Annotated in this window: 14 protein-coding genes; 2 read left to right on the top strand and 12 right to left on the bottom strand. The window is 44.4% G+C overall.

The annotated features are described in order from the left end of the window. Positions 1-19 precede the first annotated feature (19 nt). From B1728_RS32980 to B1728_RS32970, 3 genes are all read right to left on the bottom strand, one after another. A complete protein-coding gene (locus B1728_RS32980; RefSeq protein WP_079914674.1) occupies positions 20-2,068 on the bottom strand; it encodes a BglG family transcription antiterminator in 2,049 nt (682 codons plus the stop codon). Positions 2,069-2,135: 67 nt separating this feature from the next. Further along, positions 2,136-3,587, bottom strand: coding sequence for a PTS mannitol transporter subunit IIBC (locus B1728_RS32975; protein ID WP_079914673.1), 1,452 nt, complete (start codon positions 3,585-3,587; stop codon positions 2,136-2,138). Positions 3,588-3,875: 288 nt separating this feature from the next. After that, positions 3,876-5,192 carry an ABC transporter substrate-binding protein gene (locus B1728_RS32970; protein ID WP_179136293.1) on the bottom strand — a complete coding sequence of 439 codons (1,317 nt, stop codon included), beginning with the start codon at positions 5,190-5,192 and terminating at the stop codon, positions 3,876-3,878. 180 nt (positions 5,193-5,372) lie between these two features. Here B1728_RS32970 and B1728_RS32965 point away from each other — a divergent pair, with 180 nt between their 5' ends. Next, entirely contained in the window at positions 5,373-6,236 is an 864-nt protein-coding gene (locus B1728_RS32965; protein WP_079914671.1) for a helix-turn-helix domain-containing protein, read from the top strand. An 838-nt stretch (positions 6,237-7,074) separates the two neighbouring features. Here B1728_RS32965 and B1728_RS32960 read toward each other — a convergent pair. The 7 genes from B1728_RS32960 to B1728_RS32930 form a co-directional block, all read right to left on the bottom strand. Beyond that, on the bottom strand, positions 7,075-8,430 hold the full coding sequence (locus B1728_RS32960) for a hypothetical protein (protein ID WP_079914670.1): 1,356 nt from the start codon (positions 8,428-8,430) through the stop codon (positions 7,075-7,077). 42 nt (positions 8,431-8,472) lie between these two features. Continuing rightward, the gene (locus B1728_RS32955; protein ID WP_079914669.1) at positions 8,473-9,546 is read right to left on the bottom strand and encodes an Atu2307/SP_0267 family LLM class monooxygenase; all 1,074 of its coding nucleotides are present in this window, start codon (positions 9,544-9,546) and stop codon (positions 8,473-8,475) included. A 25-nt stretch (positions 9,547-9,571) separates the two neighbouring features. Beyond that, the gene (locus B1728_RS32950; RefSeq protein WP_079914668.1) at positions 9,572-10,528 is read right to left on the bottom strand and encodes an aldo/keto reductase; all 957 of its coding nucleotides are present in this window, start codon (positions 10,526-10,528) and stop codon (positions 9,572-9,574) included. A gap of 69 nt (positions 10,529-10,597) precedes the next feature. Beyond that, a complete protein-coding gene (locus B1728_RS32945; protein ID WP_079914667.1) occupies positions 10,598-11,779 on the bottom strand; it encodes an MFS transporter in 1,182 nt (393 codons plus the stop codon). Between the two features lie 251 nt (positions 11,780-12,030). Then, positions 12,031-12,603 carry a TetR/AcrR family transcriptional regulator gene (locus B1728_RS32940; protein WP_256865608.1) on the bottom strand — a complete coding sequence of 191 codons (573 nt, stop codon included), beginning with the start codon at positions 12,601-12,603 and terminating at the stop codon, positions 12,031-12,033. Between the two features lie 332 nt (positions 12,604-12,935). Then, positions 12,936-13,904, bottom strand: coding sequence for a hydroxymethylbilane synthase (hemC, locus tag B1728_RS32935; protein ID WP_079914665.1), 969 nt, complete (start codon positions 13,902-13,904; stop codon positions 12,936-12,938). Positions 13,905-14,206: 302 nt separating this feature from the next. Next, a complete protein-coding gene (locus B1728_RS32930) occupies positions 14,207-15,232 on the bottom strand; it encodes an aldo/keto reductase (protein WP_079914664.1) in 1,026 nt (341 codons plus the stop codon). 157 nt (positions 15,233-15,389) lie between these two features. Between B1728_RS32930 and B1728_RS32925 the strand changes: the two genes are divergently transcribed. Beyond that, positions 15,390-15,992 (top strand): TetR/AcrR family transcriptional regulator, encoded by a 603-nt coding sequence (locus tag B1728_RS32925; RefSeq protein WP_079914663.1) that lies wholly within the window; start codon positions 15,390-15,392, stop codon positions 15,990-15,992. Positions 15,993-16,438: 446 nt separating this feature from the next. Here the strand turns inward: B1728_RS32925 and B1728_RS32920 are convergent, their stop codons facing one another. Together B1728_RS32920 and B1728_RS32915 are read right to left on the bottom strand one after the other, a co-directional pair. After that, complete coding sequence (locus B1728_RS32920; RefSeq protein ID WP_079914662.1) at positions 16,439-17,077, bottom strand: hypothetical protein; 639 nt, start codon at positions 17,075-17,077, stop codon at positions 16,439-16,441. 112 nt (positions 17,078-17,189) lie between these two features. Then, on the bottom strand, positions 17,190-19,058 hold the full coding sequence (locus B1728_RS32915; RefSeq protein ID WP_144028091.1) for a hypothetical protein: 1,869 nt from the start codon (positions 19,056-19,058) through the stop codon (positions 17,190-17,192). Positions 19,059-19,122: the final 64 nt, after the last annotated feature.

The following is a 19,122-nucleotide window of genomic DNA, read 5'->3' as shown; positions in this document are numbered from 1 at the left end:
AGATCTCTCCATTATCCGTTTATTTTTTATTTTCCACAAAAACAGCCAGCTCTCTCGATAGAAATTGTTTGATCTCCGCTGTTTCACCCGTTTTGAGCAGCTCGATCATTTCCGGATTGATCAGGTAAGAGCTTATTTCACTAAGCACCTCCAAGCTTTCCTTGGAAAGCTCTTTCGGACCCAGCATCAGAAGCAGCTGCCTGACACCCGCGGGGGCAGGCTCTAGAAGATTTAAGTCTTCCCTCAGCCGAAACAGTGTAAAAGAAGGCGCCTTAACCTTATCGCTCCTTATATGGAACAACGCAATGCCCAGGTCAGGGATGATCTGGCTGCTCTGCCGTTCTCTTTGCAGCAGCAGCTCGACAATCGGCTCCACTTCCTCAATCGTGCCGGACTCCTTGACATATTCACACATGGCTGCAAGCATTTCGGATAAGACCTTGCACTTCTGCTCCAGATAATAAACCTTGAATTGGTCGATAATCTTCCTGATTTCATCCGTGTATCGTTCAAGCCGTTGAAGCTTATGCGAAGCTACCTGATCTTCTTCTATCCTTTCGCGTGGAGTCTCTTTTTCTCTCTCCTGCTGAAGCGTTACATTATGAATAAACAAACGCAGCCTTTCTGCTTCTTCCTTCGTTAGCAGCGGGCTTACCTTGATATATTGGTCGTCTTGCAGCGGCAGGTCCACGGTGGAAATGATCAGATCGTACTCGCTTTCCGGTATGCGGGCCGCTTCAAACCACGAGGCCTGACCGGCGATAACGACTTGAGGAAGCACATTGGAAAGGCGAACCGCCAGCATGTTGGACGTTCCGATCCCGCTCGTGCAGACCAGGATCGCTCTGACGTTGCGGCGAAATTGCTTCTGCTTTTCAATAGAAGCTCCAAAATGCATAACCAGAAATCCGATTTCCTCATCCGGAGCGAAGAGCTCCGGCATGGTCTCATCCATCGCCTGACGAACGGCCGCGAACAGCTCTTCGTAATCTCTCTTGATTTGCCCAAGCAAAGGATTGCGTATACTCCCCTTCGAACGGAGACGGGTAATCGCAGATTCCAGATGATGGAGCAACCCGTCTCGAAGCGATCGGTCCTCGCTGAACCGGATGCCCATGCGCTCTTCCATATTGCGGATCAGCCGCCATACGATTTCCATATAGCTCAGTTCTTCAGCCGGAAGCAGCTGATTGGGATGTACCGTCTCTTCAGGCTCAAGCAGCGTGGACAGATGGGCTATCTCCGCTGTTATAAACTCCACAGGTATCGCTTCCGTTAGCTCCTGAATGATGCGGATAAGCAGCTCACTGCGGCGAATAGAGGCATGCTCGGCTTGGAGTGCTACCTGCTTCCCCTGTTTGATTCGGGAGATAGCGACCGATATCCCGAGCAGCAGATGCGTATATTCCTCTTCTCCAAGCTCACTTAGGCCGGCCTCCTCAGCATGCCACAGTGCAGCCTCCACCTTGGCAAAGTAAGGCTTGCCGATAAGCTCAAGCAGCTTCCCTTCTGCAGACTGGGGCGGAGGAGGATGCTTCCCGAACATATCGGATTCATCCAGATATTGCCTTGCCAGCTGATTGATCAGCTTTCGCTTATTGGCCTCCGTTCCGGTTAACTCCACTCCATATCCCCTTCTGCGCACAAGAAGCAGGTTCGCCTTCCGGATCACATCCTCAAGCTCATTCAAGTCGTTCGTAACGGTCGGTGTAGAGACGTGCAGCTCGTGCGATAAGGTAAACAGCTTTACAGGCTCCTCTTCCGTAAGAAGCTTGCACAAAATAAAGAGTTTGCGCTCCTGTGCCGAATTTTCGAGCATGGCTTCGTCCTGTAGTCTTCGTCTTAACGCATCAAGCTGCTCAGGCTTTCCCTGAAGCTGAATGCCTTTACCGGTTTTTTTGAGCAGCGTCAGTCCGAATGCAGCCAGACTTGTCTCCAGCTCGTAGAGCTCCCTGTGAATGGTTCTCGTGCTTACACCGATTTCCGAGGCGATTTCTCCAACGGTGATCTCCTCATGACGGCTGAGGAGTAAATCCACGATTTGACGATGCCGGTGATGCTGGCTCATGCCTATGCTCCTTATCAGTAGAATGGAGATAAACGCCGGCAATGAAGCCGACGTCTGAAAATTGGCATTATTTTAATCGCTCTACAAGCTCGTCGTACTCCGGGCTCTTCAAGAAATTATCGATCGAAATGTGTTCCGCTTGCGGTGCCTGTTTACGAGCTCGGTCTGTCAGCGACTTGTGCGTCACGATGATATCAGCGTCGCTTGGAATCTCGCTAATCGCTGTGTTGATTACCGTGACATTCACACCGGCTTGGTTCAGCTTCTTTCTTAGCATAGAAGCCCCCATAGCGCTCGAACCCATCCCCGCATCGCAGGAGAACACGATTTTATGAACTTCCGAAGCTGGTTTCACTTGAACTGCATGGTCCGCCACAGCTGCAGCAGCGGGTACAGATGCGTTTGGAGCTTGCTTCATTTGCTGTACTTTTGCTTTAGCCTGTTCCAGATCCTCTTCATCCGCCGATTGCTTGCTTGTTTTCAAGAGCAGAGCAGCCACTACAAAAGAGACGATGGTTGCCGTAATAACCCCGGTAAAGATGGACAGCAAGCCGCCCTTTGGCGCCATGGCAATGTAGGCAAAAATACTTCCGGGCGATGGAGGAGCCACAAGACCTGCATGAAATAAGGAGAAGGTGAATGTACCCGTCACGCCGCCGGCGATAACCGCCAAAATCAAGCGCGGGTTCATTAGAATGTATGGGAAATAAATTTCATGAATACCGCCAAAGAAATGAATGATCACGGCACCCGGAGCGGAAAGCTTAGCCGAGCCGCGTCCGACAAGCCAGTATGCGAGCAGAATGCCAAGTCCTGGTCCTGGATTCGATTCCAGCATGAACAAGATCGATTTGCCCGTCGTAGCGGCCTGATCAACCGCAATAGGACTAAGTACGCCGTGATTGATGGCGTTGTTAAGGAACAAGATTTTGCCCGGCTCAATCAGCACATTCGCAAGAGGCAATAGGCCGGCATTGATAAGCATTTGCACACCTGCGGCCAAAGTTTTGCTTACGACCTGAACCGCGGGACCTACAACCGCATAGGCAAGCACAGCCAAAATCCCGCCGATAATCCCTGAGGAGAAGTTATTCACCAGCATTTCGAAGCCGGACTTAACCTTACCCTCGATGGATTTATCAAACTTTTTCAATACCCAAGCCGCGAACGGCCCGACGAGCATGGCTCCCATGAACATTGGAATGTCCGTACCGATGATAACGCCCATCGTCGTCACCGCACCGATGACACCGCCGCGCGTACCGTGAACCATGTTCCCGCCCGTGTAACCGATGAGCAGTGGAAGCAGATAAGTAATCATAGGTCCGACTAACTTAGCCAAATATTCATTTGGAAACCAGCCTGTCGGAATAAATAATGCAGTAATTAATCCCCAAGCGATGAAAGCACCGATATTAGGCATAACCATACCGCTTAAAAAACGCCCAAAGCGTTGAACCTGTACGCGAACGTCAACTGAAGACTGTTGCTGGTCATTTGTCAATGCGCTCACTGTCATAACCTCCTACTTCGTTATGAGCTAATGGTATATGATGTACGCTTTCACGATCAATAAAATCAAAATCACCTTTCGTCATCATCAATGTTGACAAATTTTTAATTTAGCGGTTTAAATGAGTAAAATCTTCAATGAAAATGCGGTACCGGAGCTTAGTCATGATTTACTATTTCCTAAGAGACCAAGAATTATGTTGCATTTTCCAGATTGAACTCCCCATTATTGTGCAAAGAAAAAATCCCCGGGAGATTTTCCCGAGGATATGAAGTATGGATTAGCTGTGCCATATTACTTTCCGGTTTGCGATTGAACGTATTTATTAATCTCATCTTCGGCTTCACGAAGCGCCGTATTCGTATCCTTTGCCCCGTCAACATATTGTCTGAAGTGACTTTCGAGAATGCTGACAGCCTTGGAATAGTAGGTTGATAGCCGCGGCGCAGGCGCAGGCTTGCTCTTGAAGATCCCTTCCAGATGCTTCCCTTTCAAAATAGGCATATCCGCACCGTAAGCCTGCTGGAATTTCGGATCGTTCAGCAGCGAAATGCGTCCGGTCTTTTTCGTAGCGATCATTTGCACTTCATCCGAAAACAGAACCTCAAGCACTTTCATCGCTTCTTCCTTGTGCTGGCTCGTTTTGCTGATGGACATGATGTGTAAGTCGTACATCCCGGCGACATTAGGCTTATCCTGATAGCTCGGATACTGGACAACATCCCAATTGAATTCAGGAGCTTGCGCGATGTAAGGGAACATATTGACGGTGGCCGTCATGGCGACTGTTTTATCCTTGATAAAAGAATCGTTTGTGCTGGTCCCCCATTTAGGCGGCTTGTTCTCTGGTAAAGCGTATACATCCTTCCCCAGTTCAAACAGTTTTTTAAACGTATCGTAGTTATCGCTGATAGTTGTTTTATTAGTCGCAGCATCCACTATATTTAAGGACAAAGGGAAGCTCAATCTTTGGATGCTTTCCGGATCCAGCCCGCGATATGCAACGCCGTCTACCGTCCTTGTTAGCTTCTTGGACAACTGGATCACCTCTTCCCAGGTCATGCCGTCCTTCGGATACTCGACTCCGAATTTATCAAAAATATCTTTATTGTAATAAAGAGCATTAAACTGTCTGTTGTAAGGCAGGCCATACAGCTTCCCGTCGTTAGAAATAGTTTTAATGGTCTCGAGCGCTTGCTGGTCAAACCGGCCTAAGTCAAACCCATCTGCTTTCGCCAAAGGCGTCAGATCCTCGAACACGCCCAGATCCATTGCCGCAGACATACTGCCGTTCCAGGTAGTAATGAGATCCAATTGACTTCCTGAAGCTACATGATTCTCCAAATTATTTTTGGTTCTGTCTATCACCTGCACGGTAATATAGGGATATTTACGGTGGAGCGGTTCATTAATCATAAGCTCCAAGTCTTCCGGTGTGATCATTTGGCCAGGGTGCAGCATTAACGTCACAGGCTCGTGATGTTCTTCGCTTTTCCCCGTACCCGCGGCCGGAGATGCCCCTGAATCCGTACTGCCTGAACTGCAGCCCGCCAATAGACTCGTCAAAAGAACGACAACTAATGCAAATCCCATGTTCAACTTCGCTTTCATCGGTTTCAATCCCTTCATTCCAGTTTTACAAAACCTTAATAAAGTGGAAAAAATTGCAGCAAAATTTGAATATTTACATTATGTATTGCCTTGCACAAGTTGAATATTATAATAGATTTAACTGGACCTCAATGGTAATGAATTATCGTAAAAGGGTAAAAAATTGCAAGGGGATGCGCTATGAGTGTTTTCGGTTTTCAATTCAAGGATGGTCCAACGACGCCATTTGCTGAAATCGTTTACGTAGGCTGGGAAAAGAGGAATCAGAATTACTATTGGGATGGATTGCAGAGGGCTACCAACCATCAATGCATTTTCCAATACACGCTTGCCGGGAGAGGGGAAATTCGCATCGGAACCCAAACCTACCCGCTCGAACAACATTCCGCCTTTCTAGTCGTAACCGGAACCGACCACCGATACTATCTTCCAGAAGACAGTGAGCTTTGGGAGTTTATCTTTATTACCTTGATGGGGCCGGAAGCTTTGGAGTGCTGGTCCGCGGTCCACAATCATTCGGGTCCCGTCATTCGTTTCGTCCCTGACACGCCGGTGATTCGCACATTGGAACACATTTATCTGGAAGCGAGCAAAAAGTCCATCACCAACGGCTACAAAGCATCGGGCTTGGCCGCCCAGTTTGTCATGGAGGTTTACCAGTCCCTGAAATATAATCAAGCTTCGCCGGATACTTGGCCCGAAGTGGTTGTCAAAGCGTTAAAGCTCATTCATGAAAATTACGCGGTCATCAACAGCATTGAAGAACTTAGCCGGTCGCTTGGCATCTCCAAGTACAAATTTTCGAGGCTGTTTCACGCCACATGCGGCGTAACCGCTATGCAGTATTTAACAAAAATCCGCATGGAAAAAGCGATGGAGCTGCTTCGTCATACCAAGCTCAATTTGAGCGAAATCGCACGGCTTACGGGGTATTCGGACGAGAACTACTTTAATAAAGTGTTCCGCAAGTCAACGGGTGTATCTCCAGGTAGATTTCGTTCAAGCAAGCAAACGATCCGTGTCGATCATATCTCGTTTAATTAGAAATTGGGCTTTCTCGTGAGGAGACTTAAGCCTTTAAACGCTATCTCTTTTTATTCCACAAATCAAGAGCAATCTCGTAGATTTCCCTATCATTATCATTATGTACTCTTGCAATATGTTGTGTAAGGATATGCAATTGTTGCTTGCATTCTTCGTTGAGTCTCCCATCGGAAATTAGCGGTAAAAAGGTAACTACAATTGGTATAATTACCAAAAAAATATCCCTCTAATTCTAAAGATCCGATAACGTCGGGTCTCTAAAAATCGGAGGGATATTATTATGAAGACCTCTTCCGAGAAACTTAAAATCATAAGGTACTGTACCCGTCACCCTCTTCGAAGGAGCAACGGTTCTCCAAAGGATCGCCAACCCAAGCAAATAGAACGAACTATGGCGAGCTCGATCTGCCATATGAGTCATGTACGTAGCAGGCAATTCGGAGTAGCCCTTACCTGATCTACCTGTTGAATAACGGGCGTATTTTTCACTCTAAACCTCTGTTACTCACTTGATTTGCCTGCGGGTCAAATAGATAAAAAAGGGAGCCCCCGTAAAGGACGCCTTGGGTAAGGGCATCCGAACCGATAAGAAGAAACGAAGAACAACTTATCGCATCTTGTCCGACCAGACGTCTCGCCTAATATGCGGACCTATGAGCCAATAAAACCGAAGACGCCTGCGATAGTACCCTCAGGCCGTAAGCAGATCTGAAAGGAACAACGGACCTATCCGTACCAAACGGACCAGCAAATTGATTCGCAAGACGATGCCGTCACCAAGTTGCGGTGGGTTCGCCTCCCCGCGCTCACGCAACGGAGATTTCTTAATATGTTAGATTTAACTGCTCAAAGTATCATTAATGGTATAAACTCCGCCTTGACCCTCTTCTACTAAATAAACATCAAAATTATTTGATCCCCACATGACAAATTTAAATTCCTTGCCTCGAGGGGCTCTCAAATGCACTGTTTTAAAAGGGCTGTCTGTATCGCTTATTTTTCCAAGTAAAGAAACTGTACGGTCTGCACCTGCTAATAGTAAACCTTTATCCAAACTTTCGGTATCGTTATAGAAATGAAGGATATGATGCGTATCAGCAGTATTGTCCGAAACGGCTCTGACGGATACTCCACCATCCGCAATGTTAGCAATGGTGAATCTTTTTCCATCCTTCAGTTCCAAGTAATGTTCATGCTCGGAAACATATTTTTCTACACGACCGCTTTCGAGGTTGTAAAATAAATCGGCTGATAATGTATTGGGCCACATCCCATTAACCTCGGAACCATCCGCTAAAGTCGCCTTCATGAAATATAAAATCGTGGTTTCGCTAGGCATTCTCCTTGTAGGTACCAGCTTTGCGGTAACATCGCTAATCCAGTTTTTTAATACGCTATCGCTTACTCTCAAGTCCTCTGATCCCCATCCTAAACGAAGCAAAGCGATCTGAGCTTGAGATAAAGCATAGTACATTCCAAGCTGAGGAATGATACGTTCAAATGCCGTTATCGTTTTGGCAATGGCTGTAACCGTCTCGGATGCACCTATCGCTGAAATTCCGCACGTAGAAACGACTTCTGCTTTAAAATGAGAGTCAAGGAACATAAGTACGCCCTCATTCTTATTCAATGTAACTTTCAGTGTCGAGTGTGCAGTTCCTTCATTAACAATCTCTAAAGCTCTGTTAAAGCCAAAGGACTCTCTATACTTGCCTGTGTCGGAAATTATACCGAATCGTCTCACCAATAAATCATTTAAATCCTCAAGCAAAAGATCTTTATTAGCTTCATTACTTAATGAAGCGGCGTCAAGACCCAATAATCTGACAATCCCTTCGAGCTGGAAAGGGTCAACTGGATGGTTGATCGTTTTAGCAAAATGTTCTTTAAGTCGTTCAGATAATAATATCAGTTCTGACTTCAGCAACAAATCACATAGAGATAACACATCCTCGTTCAAATACATATATACGAAACTTTCATTTGCAATAATCGTTTCCAGAATATCCGCAAGAAATATATCGCCTACCAGAAAATCAGACCCTACTCGCACAGCAAGACGACCATCATCTGAAAATCCGGCTCTAACAGGAGGAAGAGAAAGTTCAACATGATGATCTAACTTCAAGGCGACTCCAGGCTCCTTTGATGTAGCATCATTTTCGTCAATCGCTGACTTTAGTGTCATACGCATCTAAACTCACTTATACATGACTCCCCCGTGGGGAAGGATATTTTAAATGGTTGTTTGCTTGCTCTCTCGTGCAATCTCTTTTCGAACGATCGGTGCAACGCGGGTGCCAAACAACTCGATGGCGCGTAAGACTTCGCGATGTGGCAACGTACCGATATTGAGATGTAAGAAGAACCGGTTTGTTCCTAGATTTTTGCGGATGAGAAGAATCTTCTCCGCGACATATTCAGGATCACCGACATAGAGGGCACCATCGATCTTCCGTGCAGCATCGTAGGATGCACGGCTGTATGGCGGCCATCCCAACACTTTGCCAAGTTCGTTCATTTGAACTACCGTGTAAGGTTGGTGTAATTGGACAGCCTGTTCTGTTGTTTCTCCAACGTAGCCGTGCGAGTGTGTCGCAATTCTAAGCTTACTTATATCGTGACCAGCTCTGGCGGCAGCTTCTTTATACAATTCAACTAACGGAGCAAATCTTTCCGGCATCCCGCCAATGATGGCAAAAACGATGGGTAATCCAAGCGTTCCAGCCCGAATCGCCGATTCCGGGCGCCCTCCAGATCCAACCCACACCGGAAGCGGGTCTTGGACGGATCGCGGATAGACGCCGAGATTATCAATCGCTGGGCGATGACCGCCTCGCCATGTGACTTTTTCCGAAGCTCTAATCTTTAGAAGCAACTCAAGATGTTCTTCAAACAATTCGCTGTAGTCATTCAAGCTATAGCCAAACAACGGGAACGAATCAATAAAGGATCCTCGACCTACCATAATTTCTGCCCGGCCATTACTGATGCTGTCAAGAGTAGAAAAAGATTGGTATATGCGAACCGGATCGTCCGAGGAAAGAACGGTAACGGCACTTGTGAGCCGAATTCGCTTGGTTAAAGCTGCCGCCGCAGCAAGCACCACGGCTGGCGATTCAGAGGCATAATCAAACCGTTGATGCTCTCCGATTCCAAACACATCAAGACCGACTTGATCGGCAATAACGATCTCTTCGATCCCGTTCCGAATCCGCTCGGGATGGCTGATCCTCTTGCCCGTTACAGGATCAGGCGAGGTCTCTAGAAAGGTATTGATGCCTATCTCAAAGTCTGTGGATTCAGTCATAGTGATCCTCCTTCATTTCCTGTAATTACCGATGTCCTGCTGCAACGTTTTTCGGCGCTACTTCATTAATACGTCTAAGATCCGAATCCGTAAGCTCAACCTGCAAAGATCCAATGTTTTCCTCCAAATACTTTCTTCTTTTCGTTCCTGGAATAGGTACGATATCGCTGCCTTGCATCAATATCCATTTCAGCGCCAATTGAGGTGCGGTGCATCCCTTTTCAGCAGCCATCTCTTGAATCCGTGTAACAAATTGAAGGTTTTTCTGTAAGTTTTGTACTTGAAATCTAGGGAAGTTCCGTCTTATATCATCGTACCCCAAATCCTCGTATCGTTGAATTGTACCGGTTAGGAACCCGCGTCCAAGCGGGCTGTAGGCTACAAAACCGATGCCAAGCTCTCTGAGGGTAGGAAGAACTTCGTCTTCAATGTCTCGGGACCATAAGGAATATTCCGTTTGCACTGCCGATATTGGATGAACTGCATGTGCTCTGCGTATCATATCTGGCGAGGCTTCTGAAAGGCCGATATAACGAACCTTCCCTTCCTTCACCAAATCAGCCATCGCCCCCACAGTCTCCTCAATTGGTGTATAGGGATCGATACGATGCAGATAATACAGGTCGATGTGGTCAACGCCTAATCTGCGCAAGCTTGCTTCGGCGGCAGCCTTAACATATTCCGCTCTTCCGTTATATCCCCAGGAACTCCCCCATTTGTCGCGTACTACCCCGAACTTGGTAGCCAAAACGACCTCGTCACGCCGATCTTTAATCGCTTTACCCACCAGTTTTTCATTTTCTCCGACGCCATACATATCTGAGGTATCCAAGAAGCCCACACCAAGGTCCAATGATCGATGAATCGTCCGTATGGATTCCTGTTCATCCCGGTCGCTACCGTAAAAGTCGGACATGGTCATGCAGCCTAATCCCAGAGCAGATACTTCCAACCCGCTTGATCCAAGCGCTCTTTTTTCCATAAAAATCACTCCTCATGTTCAATGTTGAAATCACAATACGGTATGCTTTGCATATTCGATATCTATTTCTTATACGCTTTTGAGCTGTTCAGCTACATTCTGTTTATTTTTCAAAGCAATCGAAATCAATGCAAATACAGTTGCAAGCAATACGATTAGTCCTCCGACCCAACCAATTGATGATAGCGAGAGTTGTTCGACAACCACTCCACCTAGAGCTGCTCCCACGGCGACACCAAGATGGAATGCAGAGGAATTCAAACTCAAAATAATATCGGTTGATTGAGGAGCCATAGTAACCAGATTAAACTGCTGTGCTGGGGCCGTTGTCCAAGCCCCAAGCATCCAAAGGGCGAGTATAAACAAGGCGCCTGCAAAGGTAACGGCAGCAATCGGAAGAAAGAACAGGGCCATCACATGAAGGAGCAGACTTGCAATAAGAGTACGAGCAATTCCCCATTTATCGGCACCGTGGCCTCCTACACGTGCTCCTACAACAGCCATTAGTCCCATGCCTAACAAGACAAGGCTAATCGTATTGGTGTTAAGACCTGCGTTTTCGCGCAGCAACGGAGCTAAATACGTAGAAACAACAGAGTAACCTGTAATAAAGAATAAAGAGGTTAACAAACCGCTTATTACTTTGAATTTTTTGAGTACGGCCAGTTGTTTAGACAGCGGAATCGCTTCTTGACCGGATAACTTTGGAACGGCTTTTGCGATGGCAACAATCGTTATCAAGGTGATTAAGCCAAGAATAGCGAAGATCCAGCGCCATCCCATATACTCCCCGATCAAAGTTCCTAAAGGAAGACCGACGACGAGTGCAAGACTTGTTCCCATTAAGACAGTACCGATCGAGCTTCCTCTTTTCTCCGGCGGAGCCATTTGTGCGGCTACACCCAAGGCAACTACGGCGAAAACGCCTGCGCTTACTCCTAAGACAGCCCGGGAAATCATAAGTAATGCAAAATTAGGGCTCAAAACAGCGACGATATTACCGATAACGAAAATACATAATGCCATCAATAGTAACTTTTTCCGATCGAGCCCTGAGGTGAACGCAATCAGAATCGGCGTACCCACTGCGTAGCCAATGGAATATATGGTAACCAATTGTCCGGCAAGACCTATCGACACATTTATATCTGAGGCAAGCATGTCAAGAATTCCAGTAATAATCGATTCGGCTGTACCGACCACGGTCGCACCTAGTGCAAGAAAATAAATAATCAACTTATAGTTCTTCATGAACGCTAGTCTCCCCGTCTGTATTTCTTAAAGAATATTGATATTGAATCTGAATAAAAAAATCAATTCTTCAACAGGTTTTCCTAGGCATCAGGATGCCCTCGGCCTTTGGTAGCAAGCATACGAACATTCACCTCCTTTCTATCGAACGATCGATCAATTTAGATTAAAATTTTATCGAACGATCGATCAATTTGGATCAAAAAAATATATCGATCGTTCGATCAATATTTTTCAAAAAAATGTGCTGCCTATGCTTTAATAGCATTCCAGCTCATTTGAACCATTTTCTCGATATTAGCAGAACTGAATTCATATTCGCCATTTATATATTCTTTCCCCATTTGGACAAATGGCAGACAGGAGTAAGTAACCAAAAGATTCGTTTCCGAGTCCTTGAATAAACCTTCCCTGACCCCCCTCTCGAATAAGGCATACATCGGCTTGAATACACCACCGTTTTGATCTTTACAGCTTTTGCGTATAAACGGTGAGTCAAGAAACTGTTCCATCAACAGAAAGTTAGCTTTATTGTTCATAATATAATTGGAATAATTACGTAATATCTTCTCAAAACCATCCTTGACTGGCATATCTGCCGTTACACCTTTAAACATCATCTGATGCATTTGTTCCTTGAGGTTAAAATATAGTTTAATCAGCAAGTCTTCTTTACTTTCAAAATAAAAGTAAATAGATGATGAAGAGATGCCTGCCCTCTTCGCAATTTTGGACATGGAGATATCGGACAGACCTATTTCATTGAGAAGCTCAATGGTTGTTTGATAGATGAGTTCCATTTTGTTATCGGTTTTATTTTTCATGAACACAGTATAATCGAACGTTCGATCAAAGTCAATTTAATGACCGAAACATTCTTCCAGCGTTTCAAAGTATTCAGCTTGATCTAATAGCTGCTGAACCTGATATTATCTTCTTCAGCTAGCCCCAAGCGGAGACTAGACAGCGTATCCCATTATAGGTTGAGCCCCTATCCCGCCACATACATCGAGACGAGGGGAGTCTTTACCTAGAAAGTACTTATTATGAGGCTCCCCCATACAAACAAATTTTGTGCTGGTTCTTAGCGCTAATCTACGTATTCTGCCCAGAGATTTGTGCTGATATCCTCATTGTTATTGAACTATCGTACCCGTTAGCTTAACGATGTTTCAGCCAAGATTTTCTCAGCTCCCTTGCCGATCAGTAATTTTGCTACATCTTCACCTACTTGTATAGGGGATTCCCCAGTATAGGTTTCTCTAAGTATAATGGAGCCGTCCGGTTTTCCCACCATTCCCGTTAACGAAATCTGCTGTAGACTATGTTCAGTTGTTTCTGCATCTCTTTTTAGAGCTTGATTCAATACTGCAAATGCACCAATTGGCACGTGACATCCACCGTTCAATACCCCGAGAAATGCTCTCTCCGCAGTTACCTCCAGAGCTGTTTGTGGATCATTATACAAGTCCAGCAACTTCCTTAACTCAGTATCATCTTCACGGCATTCAATACCAAGAGCACCTTGCCCGACAGCAGGCAAGAACGTTTCTGGAGATAGAACTTCAGTAATACGGTCTTCCCAGCCCATCCTTTTAAGTCCCGCGACTGCTAAGATGATCGCGTCAAATTCACCATTATCTAACTTACGAAGACGTGAGTCAATATTCCCCCGTAACGGCTCAATGATAAGATCCGGTCGTAGTGCCGCTATTTGGCTCGATCGCCGCAGACTGCTGGTACCTACACGCGCACCAAACAATAAATCCTTAAGTCCGGCGCCGCTGATAGAGATCAGACAATCGCGCGGGTCCTCACGTTTTGGAACGGCACCATTTACAAGGCCTCTAGGAAGATCGAAGGGCATGTCCTTTAGACAGTGCACCGCCATGTCGATTTCCTTGTCAAGCATGGCCTGTTCAATCTCTTTTACGAAAAGACCCTTACCCCCCACTTTAGACAATGTTACATCCAAAATCAGGTCACCCTTGGTGACTATTTTTTTTAACTCGAACGTAAATTCCATTCCGTGCGCTTGGCTAAGCAGTGTCAAATCGGAAATTACTTGTTCCGTTTGTGTCAACGCAAGTGCACTCTTTCTGCATCCAACCACAATTTTTCTCATTCCATTTCTCCCTATCTTTTTATAAGTCACCACTACAGGCGATACATGCAAACTATTTCAATCATAGCATAACTGACTATAACGATTAAAACTAATCTGCCAGTTAGCGCAATGACGGCTGCCCCGCGGCAGCCGTTTTGGTGTTGAACTATCGTTACCCGATAGCTTAATCAATACTTTTCGAAATAATCAACAAAACGGCAGCCGTGCTTTGACTGCCATTGTTTATTATTACTCTCTTGTTAGAATAAGGGCTGATGCAGCACCAGTCGTTGGACTGGGCTGCTGATCAGACCTTATCTTTAAGGTCTTCGCCGGGAAGTATCCAGCCATTCCGGTGTCCAAGCAGAATTTTGACCGTCCATTCTGCTCCCGGGGGGCACAATCGCATCTATGGCGTCCAGTAGATCGGGGCTAAGTGTCAGATCCGCTCCGTTTATATATTGTCTCAATTGCTCTGATGTGCGCGGCCCCACAATAATTGAAGTGACAGCCGGATGGGTCCGGGCAAACGCTACAGCCATATGGGCCAGCGGCATTCCTGCTTGGTCGGCTACATGCTTCAACTTTTCGATGATCGCGAACTTTTGCGCATTTTCAGGCAATTCGGGATCGAGCATGCGGCCGACCGCTCCCTTTAATAGTGCCGCTCGCGACCCACTCTCCGCCACGCTACCGGACGCGTACTTGCCCGTCAGTAGACCACCTGCCAGCGGACTGTATGTCAACAAAGCAAAATCGTGACGCCGAGCGACTTCGACAATGTCCATCTCTATGCTTCGGTTAAGAATCGAGTATGGAGATTGTTCGCTGACAAACCGCTGCAAGTTGCGACGCTCGCTCTCTGCCTGCGATTCTGATAACTGCCAAGCTTGATGGTTGGAAGTGCCGATATAATGGACCTTGCCTTCTTGGACAAGATCGCTTAACACGCCCAATATTTCTTCGAAAGCAACGTCCCCAAACGGACGGTGCAACTGATAAAGATCGATATAATCCGTTTGCAGCCGTAGCAGACTTTGTTCGACCGCTTGCCGAACCCAGCGGCGAGAAACGCCGCTTTGATTCCGCTCGTCATTCGGTTCAGCCCCGAATTTCGTTGCCAGAATCACCTTTTCCCGCCTGCCCTTAATCGCTTCGCCGATGATTCTTTCCGATTCTCCGTCTCCATAACGGTTGGAAGTATCGATCATATTGATGCCGGCGTCCAGTGCTTCGTCAATAATGCGGCTCCCCTCTTCTTTGCCGGCAAGCGCTCCGAAAACGCCCCCTCCAAGGGCAAATTGACTCACGCTAATCCCCGTGCGCGCTAAATCTCGATATTGCATAAGTACCCTTCTCCTTTCAAATGAACACGTGTTGATATGCGTCATGGGGTATATTATAATAAGCCCAATCGTTCGGAACAATCAACATTACAGCCGATCTGTTCAATAAGGAACACTGTAGAAATACTGTACATTACGTTAGAAAGGAGTATGGATAATGGAGGGAAATACGGATCTGCGGGCGATTCGTAGCCGCAAGCTCATCGAACATGCACTGTTGGACATCCTAAAAAATCAGGGGATCAAGGAGTTAACCGTTAAGAATCTGTCGCAACAAGCTGGTATCAACCGCGGCACCTTTTATTTGCATTACAAAGATATTTACGACCTGATTGAGCAAACGGAGTGGATGCGTGGCTTGCTGGATATATTCGAGCCCATTCAGCTGGGTGATCTGTTTAAGCATTCGGATGAGAGATCGCCTTTCCCGGCTATCGCCGAAGCCTTTCGATATTTGCAACATCATGCTTCTTTTTTCAAGGCTGTCTTTCATCCCTCCGCTCCCATCGAATTCAGAGAGCGGCTTCAGTACCTTGTCGGAACCCGATTGTACGAAAGTCTTAAGAAAGATCACCCCGATTCGAGTTGGTCTGATCAACCAGCCGGTTATATCATTGCTTATCTGGGCACTGGCCAGTTCGGGTTGATTCAGCATTGGTTCATAACCGGTCGAACGCTTCCCCCGGACGAAATTGCCATGATGCTGACTCGATTTATCCGTCATTCTCCCTGCCTGTCCCCTCATTTTAGCGGAAGCTGATAGCACACAAGACGCAGATTGGATCCGGCGTCTAAGGATGGCTATTTCGCTGTAATAGGGGGACCTCCAGGATTAATAACTATGGTTGCAGAAGAAGCCGGAGTAGAAGATTCTACGCAGCTTTTCGGCGGAATTTACGGATCAGATACTAACCGTAAAACAAATTGCTAATATAAATACCATTCGAGTAAGTTGCGTTATCCTGCCCGTTAGTTTAATAAAAGTGTTTTAAATGAAAAAGGCACAACCTCATCTTTTTTGGTGAGATTGTGCCTTTTTTTCTATCCGATTTCTCGGACAGGGTACTGGAGACGAGGGGAGTCGAACCCCTGTCCGAAGATAACGCCACATAGGCTTCTACGGGTGTAGTCACAGTTTTGATGTCACCCGAGCAGCGCCCCGAGTTCTCTATATGTAGTAATTCTAGCCACAAATTCTGTAGTTACTTAGTTTGTTAATTTATTCACTTCTGATAGAATTTCTTGAAAATCATCTTGATCAAGGTGCTCTATAGTTCCAATCTTTTTACCTATACCATTTAAGGATGGACCAACTTTAAAACCCTTCTGTGTGACCTTCGACAACCAGAATCTATCATGAAATTCTTCTGTGGTGTATAATCTAACCATTATATTCGATGAAGCTATTCTTTTCTCAAATTCAGCAAATAAATCTTTATTAAACGAAGGCAGCGTAATTATTTTCAGTGATCTTACTTTTGATTCATTCAATATTCTTATGAGAAAATCCAAATAATCATCATCTGCTCTATTCGGGAAAAGGAAGTTGTCAACTATTATAAGTTCCTCATTGGCAATTTCAATCTCATTCAGGAACTTGATCAAAGTTACTGCTTTTTCTTCACTAGTCATGTTCTTCCAGAGCACCTGCTCAAGTAAAATCTCCCCAACAAACATTTTGGATTTAAAAAGTGCTTCAATAGCTTGCTCATGTGTATATGCAACATTTGCAAGTGTTAACCCTGTTTCCTTGTACAACAAATGATTAAATTTTGCCATTATAGGGCCGATTTGGTCATCCGAAACCTTGCTTCTACTTGTATCGAGTGAATATACAAAGCTCATGTCGATAATACCTCATATTATAGTAATTTGGTTTGAATACTCAGATCAGTTCATCCATTCGAATAACAGGCGAGATGCGTCATAATTTTGATTGCCACCAAAGGAAAATATCCTAGGAAATCTTTAAAAATTCTAAAATCTCATCAAAGAAATTCATTTCAATATTCAAGTTGATTAATTCTGCATCAATTTGTTGTTTTTTAATTTCTTTAATAATGTCCTCTGTAACTCTCTTATTATAACTGCCAATACGGTCTCCCCAATATTCTTTTGGAGCAGACCAAGAAGTATCATTATAAAGTTTTCCTCTAGTACGATCATAATGCTCATTTCTTGAATTAGTATACAATCTTGAATATACTTTATTGATTTCATCAATAATCGATTGGTAACATGTTAATTCCATCTCATCACAGTTTTCGAAGGTTTCATTAATTAACGCCAAAATAACTTCTTTTTGATTATGACACCTTTCAGAAAATTCCTCCCCACCACATCTTTGGAAAGTGGCATAAACATCGGCAGTTCTTCCAATTCCATTATGATTTACAGCACCACGAAGAGATGCATGATATATCTTTAATGTGGCCTCTTCGAACCGCTTAACTATATTGTTACTATTCATTGCAGCCTTTTCTTTTCCTTGTTCAATAAACCTTCGACAACTAATAAACTTCTCAATAGTCTTCTGTGTTATTTTTCCATTCGCTAATTGATTAAGAGTTTTTAAAGAATCACAAACCTCTTCATAGTAATTAGCATACATCCTTTCTAGGACTTCTCTTAGATCCTTGAAAAACTTCTCTTGTTCTACTGCTCTCTTTTTCAGATCAATTTTGGTAATTATACTATCTTGAATACTTAAACCAGGTGCTGAGTTGGTAAAGAACATATTTCTATTTTCAAAGTACACACTGTTATCGGTGAACTTTTTTTGTGCTTGGGATAGTTTACTTGCCATCCCTTCCGATCTATTGCCTTCAAAATCAGTTATATTGTCAAGCTCTCTGCCTTTTTCCAACCCAAGAAGAATCGTTCTATATTTAATATCCTTATTCTCTTTAATTAGAACCTGCTTGAGTATAGATAATATTGATTCATTTCCACCAAAGCCATTAACCTCGTCGCACATTAAAGAAATACTATTGTTTAATGTTAAATATTTCTGGATGTCTGACCGTTCACCAACGCCATCTATTCCTCGTGTATCGATCACAGAATCAATAAATTCTGGTAAGTTTAACTTAAGATCATCTTCACATATATACACTAAAATTTTAGAGGGCATCGGACATGACTTGATTTTCCCATCATTGATGCTCTCATACGTGTTTTTAAGCCAAACATTAAAATCATTCTCGTCATGTGGAAAATTAAAAACAGTATCCACACGCTCTTTATAAGCGATTGTATTCAATAAATAATTGAACTTATTGTCTGTCAACGATTTAAGGAATTCGTTAACTTCATCAGAGGTTTTTAACTTAAGTGGAATTTCACACATGTTTTTTATTACACGACTCTCTTCCTCTGAGAAATCCGAAACTTCTCCATCTAACCACTTACAAAATTCGTTCAAATATTTCTCAAATTCATCGCTTTCAACTTTCTCAATTTCGATATAACTTTTATTTGAGTTTGGAATAATTTTTGTCTCACAAACTGTTGTTCGGCCACTTCCTGTTTTCAGCAATAGAGGTTGATTTATACGGCTATCTTCTAATAATTTTGTTGAATCGATCAAGTTAAGAAGATTACAAATCGTAGTCGATTTACCCAAACCCACTTTTCCATTGAAGTACAAATTGTACTTCTCAACAGAACATAACTCCTCTATAATTTCTACTCTATTCTTTATTTGTTGGGCCATCTTTTTTATAATAACGTGATGGTCCACATTTAATTGTATCTCATTTGCAGCAACTACTGCTTTTTCACAAAATTCAAGGATCTCTTTTCTCTTATTGTTATGATTCATCACTTTACTCTCGGCCTCCGTATTTCGACTCGACATATGTTTAACTCTTTCGTATTTTCGACTGTCA

The organism is Paenibacillus sp. 32352, from assembly GCF_002042965.1.
GTDB lineage: Bacteria > Bacillota > Bacilli > Paenibacillales > NBRC-103111 > Paenibacillus_S > Paenibacillus_S vulneris.
The sequence above is the reverse complement of the archived record's forward strand: the minus strand, read 5'-3'. Positions and strand labels throughout refer to the sequence as shown.

Excerpts from the sequence above, each read along its gene's own strand:
- B1728_RS32970 (WP_179136293.1), bottom strand. The coding sequence starts at position 5,192 with ATGAAAGCGAAGTTGAACATGGGATTTGCATTAGTTGTCGTTCTTTTG.
- B1728_RS32980 (WP_079914674.1), bottom strand. The coding sequence starts at position 2,068 with ATGAGCCAGCATCACCGGCATCGTCAAATCGTGGATTTACTCCTCAGC.
- B1728_RS32975 (WP_079914673.1), bottom strand. The coding sequence starts at position 3,587 with ATGACAGTGAGCGCATTGACAAATGACCAGCAACAGTCTTCAGTTGAC.
- B1728_RS32940 (WP_256865608.1), bottom strand. The coding sequence starts at position 12,603 with ATGAAAAATAAAACCGATAACAAAATGGAACTCATCTATCAAACAACC.
- B1728_RS32920 (WP_079914662.1), bottom strand. The coding sequence starts at position 17,077 with ATGAGCTTTGTATATTCACTCGATACAAGTAGAAGCAAGGTTTCGGAT.
- B1728_RS32965 (WP_079914671.1), top strand. The coding sequence starts at position 5,373 with ATGAGTGTTTTCGGTTTTCAATTCAAGGATGGTCCAACGACGCCATTT.
- B1728_RS32955 (WP_079914669.1), bottom strand. The coding sequence starts at position 9,546 with ATGACTGAATCCACAGACTTTGAGATAGGCATCAATACCTTTCTAGAG.
- B1728_RS32930 (WP_079914664.1), bottom strand. The coding sequence starts at position 15,232 with ATGCAATATCGAGATTTAGCGCGCACGGGGATTAGCGTGAGTCAATTT.
- B1728_RS32960 (WP_079914670.1), bottom strand. The coding sequence starts at position 8,430 with ATGCGTATGACACTAAAGTCAGCGATTGACGAAAATGATGCTACATCA.
- B1728_RS32945 (WP_079914667.1), bottom strand. The coding sequence starts at position 11,779 with ATGAAGAACTATAAGTTGATTATTTATTTTCTTGCACTAGGTGCGACC.
- B1728_RS32925 (WP_079914663.1), top strand. The coding sequence starts at position 15,390 with ATGGAGGGAAATACGGATCTGCGGGCGATTCGTAGCCGCAAGCTCATC.
- hemC (WP_079914665.1), bottom strand. The coding sequence starts at position 13,904 with ATGAGAAAAATTGTGGTTGGATGCAGAAAGAGTGCACTTGCGTTGACA.
- B1728_RS32950 (WP_079914668.1), bottom strand. The coding sequence starts at position 10,528 with ATGGAAAAAAGAGCGCTTGGATCAAGCGGGTTGGAAGTATCTGCTCTG.